At 73.0% G+C, this 11,837-nt stretch carries 12 protein-coding genes; 4 read left to right on the top strand and 8 right to left on the bottom strand.

Going from position 1 to position 11,837, the window contains the following annotated elements:
- Positions 1-31: 31 nt before the first annotated feature.
- The 3 genes from ABD308_RS16795 to ilvA form a co-directional block, all read right to left on the bottom strand.
- Positions 32-889, bottom strand: coding sequence for an ABC transporter permease (locus ABD308_RS16795; RefSeq protein WP_344335054.1), 858 nt, complete (start codon positions 887-889; stop codon positions 32-34).
- A 1-nt stretch (position 890) separates the two neighbouring features.
- Positions 891-1,928, bottom strand: a complete 1,038-nt coding sequence (locus tag ABD308_RS16790) for an ATP-binding cassette domain-containing protein (RefSeq protein WP_344335051.1) — start codon at positions 1,926-1,928, stop codon at positions 891-893.
- Between the two features lie 177 nt (positions 1,929-2,105).
- Positions 2,106-3,317 carry a threonine ammonia-lyase gene (gene ilvA, locus ABD308_RS16785; RefSeq protein WP_344335049.1) on the bottom strand — a complete coding sequence of 404 codons (1,212 nt, stop codon included), beginning with the start codon at positions 3,315-3,317 and terminating at the stop codon, positions 2,106-2,108.
- A 122-nt stretch (positions 3,318-3,439) separates the two neighbouring features.
- On the opposite strand from ilvA, the gene ABD308_RS16780 reads away from it, so the two are divergent.
- On the top strand, positions 3,440-3,928 hold the full coding sequence (locus ABD308_RS16780; RefSeq protein WP_344335047.1) for a MarR family winged helix-turn-helix transcriptional regulator: 489 nt from the start codon (positions 3,440-3,442) through the stop codon (positions 3,926-3,928).
- A 24-nt stretch (positions 3,929-3,952) separates the two neighbouring features.
- Here the strand turns inward: ABD308_RS16780 and ABD308_RS16775 are convergent, their stop codons facing one another.
- Positions 3,953-5,107, bottom strand: a complete 1,155-nt coding sequence (locus ABD308_RS16775) for a cystathionine gamma-synthase (RefSeq protein WP_344335044.1) — start codon at positions 5,105-5,107, stop codon at positions 3,953-3,955.
- A 142-nt stretch (positions 5,108-5,249) separates the two neighbouring features.
- Here ABD308_RS16775 and msrA point away from each other — a divergent pair, with 142 nt between their 5' ends.
- Together msrA and ABD308_RS16765 are read left to right on the top strand one after the other, a co-directional pair.
- On the top strand, positions 5,250-5,915 hold the full coding sequence (msrA, locus tag ABD308_RS16770; RefSeq protein WP_344335043.1) for a peptide-methionine (S)-S-oxide reductase MsrA: 666 nt from the start codon (positions 5,250-5,252) through the stop codon (positions 5,913-5,915).
- 133 nt (positions 5,916-6,048) lie between these two features.
- Positions 6,049-6,417: a cupin domain-containing protein gene (locus ABD308_RS16765; protein ID WP_344335040.1), complete on the top strand. Its 369-nt coding sequence runs from the start codon at positions 6,049-6,051 to the stop codon at positions 6,415-6,417.
- A gap of 18 nt (positions 6,418-6,435) precedes the next feature.
- On the opposite strand, the gene ABD308_RS16760 is transcribed toward ABD308_RS16765, so the two are convergent.
- The 4 genes from ABD308_RS16760 to ABD308_RS16745 form a co-directional block, all read right to left on the bottom strand.
- Positions 6,436-6,936, bottom strand: coding sequence for a DUF1203 domain-containing protein (locus ABD308_RS16760; RefSeq protein ID WP_344335037.1), 501 nt, complete (start codon positions 6,934-6,936; stop codon positions 6,436-6,438).
- Between the two features lie 145 nt (positions 6,937-7,081).
- The gene (locus ABD308_RS16755; RefSeq protein ID WP_344335035.1) at positions 7,082-8,416 is read right to left on the bottom strand and encodes a L,D-transpeptidase; all 1,335 of its coding nucleotides are present in this window, start codon (positions 8,414-8,416) and stop codon (positions 7,082-7,084) included.
- Positions 8,417-8,596: 180 nt separating this feature from the next.
- Entirely contained in the window at positions 8,597-8,935 is a 339-nt protein-coding gene (locus ABD308_RS16750) for a hypothetical protein (RefSeq protein ID WP_344335032.1), read from the bottom strand.
- 496 nt (positions 8,936-9,431) lie between these two features.
- Positions 9,432-10,835, bottom strand: coding sequence for a cystathionine beta-synthase (locus ABD308_RS16745; RefSeq protein WP_344335030.1), 1,404 nt, complete (start codon positions 10,833-10,835; stop codon positions 9,432-9,434).
- 203 nt (positions 10,836-11,038) lie between these two features.
- On the opposite strand from ABD308_RS16745, the gene ABD308_RS16740 reads away from it, so the two are divergent.
- A partial coding sequence (locus ABD308_RS16740) for an SGNH/GDSL hydrolase family protein (RefSeq protein WP_344335028.1) occupies positions 11,039-11,837 on the top strand: 799 nt, incomplete at its 3' end.

Genomic DNA, 11,837 nt, shown 5'->3' with positions numbered 1-11,837 from the left:
CCGGGGCCGCCTTCGCGTGCCACGGGCCGGCTCAGCCGGCCGAGGAGCGGTACTTGCGCACCGCCAGCCAGGAGAACACCGCGGTGATCACCACCGACCAGAGCACCGACACCAGCTCGGCGTGCTGCATCGGCCACACGTCGTCCACCGGGCCCACCTGGTTGCCGAACAGGTTGCGGCAGGCCTGCACGGTGGCGCTGAACGGGTTCCAGTAGGCGATCCCCTGCAGCCAGCCCGGCATCGAGCTGACCGGCACGAAGGCGTTGGAGATGAAGGTCAGCGGGAAGAGCCAGATCAGCCCGGCCGAGGTGGCCGCCTCCGGACTGCGCACCGAGAGGCCGATCAGCGCACCGATCCAGGAGAAGGCGTAGCCGAGCAGGAGCAGCAGCCCGAACGCGGCCAGCGCGGACAGCAGCCCCTCGTGGATCCGCCAGCCGACCAGCAGCGCCACCAGGGCCAGCACCACCAGGGTGAACGCGGTCTGGCAGAGGTCGGCCAGGGTGCGGCCGACCAGCACCGCCGAGCGGGCCATCGGCAGCGAGCGGAACCGGTCGACCAGCCCCTTGGACATGTCCTCGGCGATGCCCGCCGAGGCGCCGGCCACCGCGAAGGTGACGGTCTGGGCGAAGATGCCCGCCATCAGGAACTGGATGTACGCCGAGGAGCTGGACTGCGCCCCCGGGATCTTGATCGCGCCGCCCATCACGTACGAGAACAGCAGCACGAACATGACCGGCTGCATCAGGCCGAACACCACGATCTCGGGTATCCGGGTCATCCGGCGCAGGTTGCGCTTGGCGACCACCCAGGAGTCGTGCAGGACGGCGTCCGCCCCCCGGCGCTGCTTGGGTACCGCCCCGCCGATGGCGTGCTCGGTGGCCGTGGCCATCTCAGCGCTCCTTCCCGGCCGCGACGGCCTGCTTGTCGGCGCCGGAGCGGCCGCCCCGCCCGCGTCCCTTGCCCCCGGCGCCGTTCTCCTCGGCCTCGGCCTCGGTGTGGTGGCCGGTGAGCGAGAGGAAGACGTCGTCCAGGGTCGGCCGGCGCAGGCCGATGTCGTCGATCCCGATCGAGCGGGAGTCCAGCTCGCGGATCACGTCCGCGAGCACCCGGGCGCCGCCGCTGACCGGGACGGTGATCCGCCGGGTGTTCTTCTCCACCGCCGGCTCGCCGAGCGCGTAGGCGGACAGCGCCGCGACCGCGTCGCCGACCAGGTCGGGCCGCTGCACCACGACCTCGATCCGCTCGCCGCCGATCTGCGCCTTGAGCTGGTCGGCGGTGCCGCGCGCGATCACCTTGCCGTGGTCGACCACCGCGATGTCGTGGGCGAGCCGGTCGGCCTCCTCCAGGTACTGGGTGGTGAGCAGCAGCGTGGTGCCCTGCTCGACCAGGGTCTCGATGACCTCCCACAGCGCGAGCCGGTTGCGCGGGTCGAGGCCGGTGGTGGGCTCGTCCAGGAACATCACCGGCGGGCGGACGACCAGGGCGGCGGCGAGGTCGAGGCGCCGGCGCATGCCGCCCGAGTAGGTCTTGGCGGTGCGGTCCTTGGCCTCGGTGAGGTTGAACCACTCCAGCAGTTCGAGCGCCCGGGCCTTCGCCTCGCGCACGGGCATCTGGTACAGCTCGCCGACCATCTGGAGGTTCTCGAAGCCGGTGAGGTACTCGTCGACCGCCGCGTACTGGCCGGAGAGGCCGATCAGGCTGCGCACCTGGTTCGGGTGCTTGAGGACGTCGACGCCGGCCACCGTCGCGCGGCCGGAGTCGGGCTGGAGCAGGGTGGTGAGGACGCGCACGGTGGTGGTCTTGCCGGCACCGTTCGGGCCGAGCAGCCCGAGCACGGTGCCCTCGGGGACGTCGAGGCTGACGCCGTCCAGGGCTCGTACGTCGCCGAACGTCTTGACCAGGTTCTCGGCTTGGATGGCTGGCGCCATGGGCCTGCCTCATCTCCTCGGGGAAAATGGACATGCGTGGTCTGTCCCACTTTGCCCCCAATGCGGGCGGGCGGGCGACTCGTTTTCGCCGCCGCGGCGGGATGACGCGATGTATCGCGAGTCTGGCATCCGCGATATATCGCGTCAAGGAATTAAAACGCCCGCCCGGGCGTCCCGCTACCGGGAGACCACGTACCCCGCGCCCCGCAGCTCGCCGAGCACCGCCGCGCAGTGCTCCGGCCCCTTGGTCTCCAGGTGCAGGTCCACCTCCACCTCGGTCAGCCCCAGCTGCGGATCGACCCGCACGTGCGCCACGTCCAGTACATTGGCGTCCACCCTGGTCAGCACCCCCAGCAGGCCCGCCAGCGCGCCCGGCCGGTCCGCCAGCCGCACCCGCAGCGAGAGGTAGCGCCCGGCCGCCGCCAGGCCGTGCCGCAGCACCCGCTGCATCAGCTGCGGGTCGATGTTGCCGCCGGACAGCACCGCCACCACCGGCCCCTCGAAGGAGTCCGGCCGCTCCAGCAGCGCCGCGACCGGGGCCGCCCCTGCCGGCTCCACCACCAGCTTCAGCCGCTCCAGCCCCAGCAGCAGGGCCCGGGACAGCGAGTCCTCGGAGACCGTCCGGACACCGTCCGCCAGCGTGCTGACGATCTCGAACGGGACGTCCCCGGGCCGGCCGACCATGATCCCGTCCGCCATGGTGGCGAACCGTTCCAGCGAGACCGGGTGCCCGGCCGCCAGCGAGGGCGGGTACGCGGCCGCGGCCGCCGCCTGCACCCCCACCACCCGCACGTCCGGCCGCAGCGGCTTGACCGCCGCCGCGATCCCGGCCAGCAGGCCGCCGCCGCCCACCCCGACCAGGATGGTCCGCACCTCGGGGCACTGCTCCAGGATCTCCAGCCCGACGGTGGCCTGCCCGATCACCACGTCCCGGTGGTCGAACGGGTGGATGAACACCGCGCCGCCCGCCTCCGCGTACCGCTGCGCCGCCTGCAGCGCCTCGTCGACGGTCGCCCCGTGCAGCCGCACCTCGGCGCCGTACTCCCGGGTCGCCGCGATCTTCGGCAGCGGCGCGGACACCGGCATGAAGACGGTCGAGCGCACCCCGAGCAGCGAGGCGGCCAGCGCCACCCCCTGGGCGTGGTTCCCCGCGCTCGCCGCGACCACCCCGCCCGCCCGCTGCACCGGGGAGAGGCCCGCGATCCTCACGTACGCCCCGCGCAGCTTGAACGAACCGGTGCGCTGGAGGTTCTCGCACTTCAGGTGGACCGGCGCGCCGACCAGCGCGGAGAGGTGGCGGCTGCCCTCCATCGGCGTCACCCGGGCGACCCCGGCGAGCATCTTCTGGGCGCCGCGGACATCGTCGAGGGTGATCGGCCAGCTGTGCATGACAGCAGCCTAGGGCGTCATGACACCTGGTTCAGGGACGTCGGCCCTGTTCCCGGGCCCGCCCGGCCCGCGTACGCTGCTGCTCCTGAGCCTTCCTCACCGCACGACGATCGTGAGCCGCGATGACGACGACCTCGCCCCAGGCCACCGACCTCACCGACCCCGTGCACACCCAACTGCAGTACCAGCTGGCCGTGTTCGCCCGCCGCATGGAACAGGTCCGCGGATCCGACGGGGTGGCCGCCCTGGTCCGGGCCGCCTACCTGCTGCTCGAACGGCTGGAGCGGCTCGGCCCCGCCAACGTCAAGGCGCTGGCCGACGCGCTGGCCGTCGACTCCTCCACCGTCACCCGGCAGGTCGCCCCGCTGGTCTCGGCCGGCCTGGTCGGCCGGGTGCAGGACCCGGCCGACCGGCGCGCCGTCCGGCTCGCGCTGACCCCGCTCGGCGCCGGCCGGCTGGCCGAAGTACGGGCCGGGAGAACCGAGTTGACCCGCCGGCTGGTCGCCGGCTGGCCGCCCGAGGAGCAGCGGGCGTTCTGCGCCCTGCTGGCCCGCTTCAACCACTCCATGGAGGAGTACACGGCGGGCCGGCAGGGCGCCGGCGGCGCGTAGGGCGCGCGCCACCGGCGCGTGGGCTCAGCCCAGCGCCTGCTTGAGGTCGGCCAGCAGGTCGTCGATCGACTCGATGCCGACGGAGACGCGCACCAGGTCGGCCGGCACCTCCAGCGCGGAACCCGCCACCGAGGCGTGGGTCATCCGGCCCGGGTGCTCGATCAGCGACTCCACGCCGCCCAGCGACTCGCCGAGGGTGAACAGCTCGGCCCGGTCGCAGACCTCGACCGCCGCCTCCTCGCCGCCGTTCACCCGGAACGACACCATGCCGCCGAAGGCCTTCATCTGCTTGGCGGCGATGTCGTGGCCGGGGTGCTCGGGCAGGCCCGGGTACAGCACCTGGCTGACCTTGGGGTGGCCCGCCAGCAGCTCCGCGACCTTCTCGGCGTTCGAGCTGTGCCGGTCCATCCGCACGCCGAGGGTCTTGATGCCGCGCAGCACCAGCCAGGCGTCGAACGGGCCGGAGACCGCGCCCATCGCGTTCTGGTGGTAGGCGACCTCCTCGCCGAGGCCCGCCTCGGCGATCACCAGGGCGCCGCCGACCACGTCCGAGTGGCCGCCCATGTACTTGGTGGTCGAGTGCACGACCACGTCGGCGCCGAGCGCGATCGGCTGCTGCAGGTAGGGGCTGGCGAAGGTGTTGTCGACCACCAGCAGCGCGCCCGCGCCGTGCGCGATCTCGGCCAGCGCGGCCAGGTCGGTGATGCCCAGCAGCGGGTTGGACGGGGTCTCCACCCAGACCGCGCGGGTGTTGGGCCGCAGCGCCTCGCGGACGGTCGCGAGGTCCTGGGTGTTGGCCACCGAGAACTCGACGCCCCAGCGGGTCAGCACCTTGGCGAACAGCCGGAAGGTGCCGCCGTAGGCGTCGTTGGGGATCACGATGTGGTCGCCCGGCTTGAGGATCGTGCGCAGCAGGGTGTCCTCGGCGGCGAGCCCGGAGGCGAAGGCGAGGCCGCGGGCGCCGCCCTCCAGCGCGGCGAGGCACTCCTCCAGCGCGGTGCGGGTCGGGTTGGCGCTGCGGCTGTACTCGTAACCGCCCCGCAGGCCGCCCACCCCGTCCTGCTTGTAGGTGGACACCTGGTAGATCGGCGTGACGACGGCCCCGGTCTGGGGGTCTGCTTCCTGACCCGCGTGGATGGCGAGGGTCTCGAAGCCGTGGGGAAGCTGGTGCTCGGTCATGCTCCGAGCGTAGTCGGCGAACCGCCGGCCGCCGCCCGGAAGACACCGGCCGGTCGCGCGGGCGCCGCCGGGCACCCGGAATCCCCGGGTGCCCGGCCGCGTTGGAACGTCCGCAACCCTCCCCGATCCGTTGGAGCAGGCCGTGCTGTTCAACCGCCACAAGACCTCGCTCGTCCCCGCCGACCAGGCGCTGCCCGGCCGCCCGGCCCCGGCGTTCACGCTGCGTGAGCCGCACACCGTGCTCGGTCACCCGCTGACCGGCCCGTACCCCGACGGTCTTGAGGTCGCGGACTTCGGGCTGGGCTGCTTCTGGGGCGCCGAGCGGACGTTCTGGCGGCTTCCCGGCGTCTGGACGACGCTGGTCGGCTACCAGGGCGGCCACACCCCGAACCCGACGTACGAGGAGGTGTGCAGCGGCCTGACCGGGCACACCGAGGCGGTCCGGGTGGTGTACGACCCCGCGGTGGTCTCCTACGAGCGGCTGCTGAAGACCTTCTGGGAGGCGCACGACCCGACGCAGGGCAACCGCCAGGGCAACGACGTGGGCACCCAGTACCGCTCCGCGGTCTACACCCACTCCCCGGCCCAGGCCGCCGCCGCGACCGCCACCCGGGACGCCTTCCAGCCGGCCCTCACCGCGCTCGGCCTCGGCCCGGTCACCACCGAGATCGCCCCGGCCGGCCCGTTCTACCCCGCCGAGCCCTACCACCAGCAGTACCTGTCGGACGCCAAGAACCCGAACGGCTACTGCGGCCTCGGCGGCACCGGCGCCAGCTGCCCGATCGGGGTGGCCCGGACGGACGCCTAGGCCCGGCCGGCCGGGTCCGTCGTCACGGAGGGTTCCCGACCCGGGCCCGGCGGGCGCAGACTGGAAGGACCGGTTGGGCGGCCGCGTCACCCGTCCCTGGTGGCGGGGCCGCCCCTGTCCCGAGGAGCACCTCATGGCCGGTCTCATCCGCAGGAACTTCGACACCGATCCCGAGGAGGTCCGCCCCTTCGAGGCGGACAAGGGCGAGTTGCGCCTGGTCAACCTGGACGGCGGGGCCGTCGGACGGGCGGTGTTCCAGCCCGGCTGGCAGTGGTCCGAGCACATCAAGCCGCTCGCCGGAACGGACAGCTGCCAGTCGGCCCACGTCGGCTACGTCGTCTCCGGACGGATGAAGGTCGTCATGGACGACGGCGAGGAGGACGAGTTCGGCCCCGGCGACTTCATGGTCTGCCCGCCCGGCCACGACGCCTGGGTGGTCGGCGACGAGCCGGTGGTCGCCCTGGACTGGCAGGGCTTCGGCGACTACGCCAAGCGTTCCTGAGCACCCGGCCGGCGGTGGTCAGCCCCGCCGGACCTCGTGCTGGAAGCACCCGAACTCCACCGCGCGCACGTGCAGCACGGCCACCTGCGGGTCGGCGAGCAGCCGCGCCGCGACCGCCTCCGCGGTCTCCGGCCCGACCAGCTCGCCGCCGAGGATGCGCCCCCGCCGGTCGTACGCGCGCAGCACCCGCCGGCCGCCGTGGAAGCCCTCCGGCCAGCCCTGGCCGGCCGGACCGGCGCACGGCCCGTCGTGCACGAAGACCGGGCCGACCTCGTCGTACGGCCCGGGTTCGGCACCGGTCTCGGCGGCCCAGCGGCGCAGCGGCGCGTAGCCCACCAGGGCGATCCGGTCACCGGCCCGCGCCCTGGTCAGGCAGCAGCGCAGCGGGGCGCCACCGGTCTCGTCGACGGAACGGACCGGCTCACGGCCGGCGTCGTCGCGCACCAGCAGGGCGCCGTGCACGACGGGGTCGATCGCACGGACGGTCAGGACGGACGGAGCGGTGGAGGTTGTCGTCATGCCCCCACCCTGCCCCCGCGGCCACCGGAGGACCGGCGGAATTCGGCCGTCGCGCTCGACACCGGCCCGCCCGGGTCCGGGCCCGAGTCGGGCTAGGACGACACCGTGCCGCCGGCGGGCACGGCGCCGCCGCCCCCGGGATCCGTCAGATCGCGCTGCCGGCCTTCCACTCGGCCCAGCCCATGTTCCAGCCGTTGAGGCCGTTGGACGGCGCCACGGTCTTGTCGCCGGAGTTCGCGACCTCGACCACGTCGCCGATCATCGAGCTCTTGAAGAACTTGTAGCCGTCCGCGCTCGCGTCCTGGCCGCCCTTGACGTCGCGCAGGCCGACGCAGCCGTGGCTGGTGTTCTGGCTGCCGAAGGTCGACGCCGGGGACCAGTAGTTGCCGTGGATGAAGGTGCCGGAGGTGCTGAGCCGCTGGGCGTGCGGCACGTCCGGGATGTCGTACTCGCTGCCGAGACCGACCGTCTGCGAGTTCATCCGGGTCTGCTGGTACTGCTCGGTGATCACCATCTTGCCGCCCCAGGTGCGGAACTCGGGCGAGCCGCCGGAGATCGCGTAGACCGCGCTGACCTGGCCGTCCGTGGTGACGGTGAGCTTCTTGGCCGCGAGGTCGGCGACGCTGGTCTGCGCGCGGCCGATGGTGAAGCGGACGTCCTTGGACTGGGTGCCGTAGACGCCCTTCGCCCCCTGGACGTCCTTCAGCCGGAGCTTGACGGTCACCTTGGTGCCCTTGGCCCAGTAGTGCTGCGGCCGGAAGTCGAGGCGGGTGCTGGAGAACCAGTGCCCGACGATCTCGACGCCCGGCTCGGCTATCACGGTGATCGCCTGCTGGACGGCCTTGCGGTCGGTGACCGCCTTGCTGAAGTTGATCGAGACGGGCATGCCGACGCCGACGACCGAGCCGTCCTCGGGGGTGAAGTAGCCGACGAAGGTGTTGGCCGGGGTCGCCGTGGTGAAGACGGCGTTGGCGTCGGCCTCCAGCTTCTCCTTGTCGAAGGCGACCGCGGCCACCGTGTACTTGGTGCCGCTGGCCGGGGCGGCGGCGGAGGTCCACAGGGTGCCGTCGGCGGACAGCTCGCCGGCCAGCGCCTTGCCGGTGGAGTCGGCGACCTTGACCGTGCTGAAGGTGCCGCCGGCGACGGCGACCCGGACCGGCTCGCTGAAGCTGGCGGCGGTGGCGCCGTCGGCCGGGGTGACGGTGATCACGGCGGCGGAGGTCTTCGGGGTCGGGGTGCTGGTGGCGCTGGGCGTGGGCTGCGCGCCGCCGGTGGCCGTGCCTCCGGTGCCGCCGGCGTCACTGGTACCGCTGCCGCCGGTACCGCCGCTGCCGCCTGTGCCACCGGCGCCGGCCTCGGCGCTCTTGTTGTCGTTGCAGGCCGCCAGCAGCAGGACCGGTGCGCCGATCAGGCCCGCCAGTACGCCACGCCGGCTCCAGCCGCTCCCGGCCGCTCGGCCCCGACCTTCCCGTGCCGTCACGTCGCCCACTCCCTGCTGATCAATCGGGCATTACGGAGACAGAAACGCAATCCGTGCGTTCACGGTTCCATCACCAACGGCTTGCGATCGTACGAGAATCCGAAACACGGCGCCAAATATGGACAAATGCCCGGCCCGCGGACGGCGGACCGGGCATTCACGGGCTGTGACGGACACGCCCTACTCGGCCGACTCCTCCACCGCGTACTCGTCCCACTCGTCACCCTCCGGGTCGAAGTCGGTCTTCACCGACTCCCAGGTCGCCGAGGCGAGCTCGACCCCGGGGACGTCGCCGAGCAGCGCCACCGGGTCGATGAAGTGCGCGAGCGAGCCCGACGGGTCCACCTCGATGGCGTCGACGGACTGCGCGCGCTCCTCGTCGTCCAGGTACGCGTCCTCGGCCACCTGCTGGAGGGCCGCCGCCTTGAGGGCGCCCTCGTCGGTGATCTCGGCGATGAGCTCGATGCTGAGCCGGACGTAGCGCGGGGTGTCCTGGCCGGTCGTGTCAGTGCTGGTCATGGCAGTGAGACTACGGGACGACGGCCGTGACAAGAGCATGGAACGTAGGCGGGGCCGACCCTCCAGGGAGAGGTCGGCCCCACCGTCTCCGCCGGCTCCCCCACCCGGGAGCCGCGGAGACGCGCCAAGCGGCGCGGTTCGCCCGGGGAGCCGCCACACCCTGGCAGCCAGCCGGAGCCGGACAGGGGCGGGACGACGGCGTCTCCACGGGCGGGGACACCACCGGCCGGATCAAGGACCGGCCGTCGGGGTCCGAGACGGGCCGTGCCGCCGGGGAGCCGCTCCCGCCGGTCACCGCCGTCTCGCTCGGCGTCTTGCCGTGAGCACAACGATGGCGCAGCCGTGTTAAGCCCGTGCTGCACGCGGATGACGCCGGTGTACCAGTTCGCCCGGGAACGGGGCCCGGGGCCCCGCGGGTCCTCAGCCGCCGGGTCGGGGTCGGCGGCTGGCCCGGCCTCAGTGCCTCAGCGCCTTAGCGCCTTAGCGCCTTAGCGCCTCAGTGCCCGGCGCGGCTGCCGGTCAGGAAGCCCAGCAGGTCCTGGCGGGTGACGATGCCCTGCGGCTTGCCCTCCACCAGCACCACCGCGGCGTCGGCCTTCTCCAGCACCGCCATCAGGTTGGTGACGGTCTCGCCCGAGCCGACCACCGGCAGCGGCTTGGACATCACCTTGTCCAGCGTGTCGGTGAGCTGGATGTCACCCGCGAAGACGCCTTCCAGCAGCAGCTTCTCCACCACCGAGCCGATCACCTCGCCGGCCATGATGTCCGGGTGGCCGGCGCCCGGCGAGACCACCGGCATCTGCGAGACGCCGTACTCGCGCAGCACCCGGACCGCCTCGGCGACCGTCTCGTTGGGGTGCATGTGGACGAACTGCGGGATGCCCTCGTGCTCGATGGCGTCCTTGCGGGCCAGCACCTCGCCGATGTGCGCCTCGTCGGTGGCGGACGGCAGGAAGCCGTAGTCGGCCATCCAGTCGTCGTTGAAGATCTTCGACAGGTAGCCGCGGCCGCCGTCCGGCAGCAGCACCACGACGACGTCGTCCGGACCGAGCCCGCGGGCCACCTCCAGCGCGGCGACGACCGCCATGCCGCAGGAGCCGCCGACCAGCAGGCCCTCCTCCTTCGCCAGGCGGCGGGTCATCTGGAAGGAGTCCTTGTCGGAGACGGCGACGATGCCGTCCGCGACGGTGCGGTCGTAGGCGGTCGGCCAGAAGTCCTCGCCGACGCCCTCGACCAGGTACGGCCGGCCGGTGCCGCCCGAGTAGACCGAGCCCTCCGGGTCGGCGCCGATCACCTTGACCTTGCCGCCGGAGACCTCCTTCAGGTAGTTGCCGGTGCCGGAGATGGTGCCGCCGGTGCCGACGCCCGCCACGAAGTGGGTGATCCGGCCCTCGGTCTGCTCCCACAGCTCGGGGCCGGTGGAGTGGTAGTGCGAGGCCGGGTTCTCCGGGTTGGAGTACTGGTCCGGCTTCCAGGCGTTCGGGGTCTCGCGGACCAGGCGGTCGGAGACGTTGTAGTACGAGTCCGGGTGCTCGGGGGCGACGGCGGTCGGGCAGACGACCACCTCGGCGCCGTAGGCGCGGAGCGTGTTGATCTTGTCGGTGGAGACCTTGTCAGGACAGACGAAGACGCACTTGTAGCCCTTCTGCTGGGCCACGATCGCCAGGCCGACACCGGTGTTGCCGGAGGTCGGCTCGACGATGGTGCCGCCCGGCTTGAGGGCGCCGGAGGCCTCGGCGGCCTCGATCATGCGCATCGCGATGCGGTCCTTCACCGAGCCGCCGGGGTTGAAGTACTCGACCTTGGCGAGCACGGTCGCGCTGATCCCCTCGGCGACCTTGTTCAGCTTGACCAGCGGGGTGTTGCCGACCAGGTCGATGATCGAGTTGTGGTACCGCACGGGGGGTCCTCCCGGTCTGTGGGCGATGCAGTGGCGCTTTCGGTACTGCAAAGCCTAGGCCGTACCACGCGCCCCGGAGGGCTCTCGCGCCCCACGAACGGACCACCCCCGTCGTAGGCCGGGGCGATCGCGGGTACTAGGGGTGTACACGCATCGGGAGCGGCCCTTCACCGGGTGGCACGAGGACGCGAAGGGGGCACCGGATGCCGACGGCACAGGAGTCCCGGGCCCGGGTGGCCCGCCGGATCGCCACCGCGGCCGCTTACGGCGGCGGCGGGCTCGGCGTGCTGGGCGTGGGCCTGGTGGGCCTGCTGCTGACCGAGAGCAAACTGGCGGTCCAGGCCATCGGCATCCTGGAGAGCGCCCCGCCGAAGGCCGACGGCGTCTACGGCGAGGCCTTCGCCGACACCGCCGCCGGGCCGCGGCCGCCGCTGGTGCTGGCCTTCCTCGGCGACTCCACCGCCGCGGGCCTGGGGGTGCTGCGGGCCCGGGAGACGCCGGGCGCGCTGCTCGCCGCCGGGCTCGCCTCGGTCGCCGAGCGTCCGGTCCGGCTGGTCAACGTGGCGTTCTCCGGCGGCCGCTCCGCCGACCTGGCCGGCCAGCTGGACCAGGCCCTGGAGCACCGCCCCGACATCGCCGTGATCATGGTCGGCGCCAACGACGTGACCCGGCACAGTCCGGCCCAGCTCGCCGTGCGCCAGCTCGGCGAGAGCGTCGCCGCGCTGCGCGCCACCGGCTGCCAGGTGGTGGTCGGCACCTGCCCGGACCTCGGGACGATCAAGCCGGTGCGCCCGCCGCTGCGCTGGGTGGCCCGCCGGCTGAGCCGCCAGCTGGCCGCCGCGCAGACCATCGCGGTGGTGGAGGCGGGCGGCCGGACGGTCTCGCTCGGCTCGCTGCTCGGGCCCGAGTTCGCGGCCCGTCCGGAGATGTTCGCCGCCGACCGCTACCACCCCTCGGCCCAGGGCTACGCGACGGCGGCGATGGCCGTACTGCCCTCGGTCT

The organism is Kitasatospora putterlickiae (assembly GCF_039527695.1).
GTDB lineage: Bacteria > Actinomycetota > Actinomycetes > Streptomycetales > Streptomycetaceae > Kitasatospora > Kitasatospora putterlickiae.
The sequence above is the reverse complement of the archived record's forward strand: the minus strand, read 5'-3'. Positions and strand labels throughout refer to the sequence as shown.

Bases quoted from the DNA above. Each gene is read 5' to 3' on its own strand.
- ABD308_RS16795 (WP_344335054.1), bottom strand. From the start codon at position 889: ATGGCCACGGCCACCGAGCACGCCATCGGCGGGGCGGTACCCAAGCAG.
- ABD308_RS16790 (WP_344335051.1), bottom strand. From the start codon at position 1,928: ATGGCGCCAGCCATCCAAGCCGAGAACCTGGTCAAGACGTTCGGCGAC.
- ilvA (WP_344335049.1), bottom strand. From the start codon at position 3,317: ATGCACAGCTGGCCGATCACCCTCGACGATGTCCGCGGCGCCCAGAAG.
- ABD308_RS16780 (WP_344335047.1), top strand. From the start codon at position 3,440: ATGACGACGACCTCGCCCCAGGCCACCGACCTCACCGACCCCGTGCAC.
- ABD308_RS16775 (WP_344335044.1), bottom strand. From the start codon at position 5,107: ATGACCGAGCACCAGCTTCCCCACGGCTTCGAGACCCTCGCCATCCAC.
- ABD308_RS16765 (WP_344335040.1), top strand. From the start codon at position 6,049: ATGGCCGGTCTCATCCGCAGGAACTTCGACACCGATCCCGAGGAGGTC.
- ABD308_RS16760 (WP_344335037.1), bottom strand. From the start codon at position 6,936: ATGACGACAACCTCCACCGCTCCGTCCGTCCTGACCGTCCGTGCGATC.
- ABD308_RS16750 (WP_344335032.1), bottom strand. From the start codon at position 8,935: ATGACCAGCACTGACACGACCGGCCAGGACACCCCGCGCTACGTCCGG.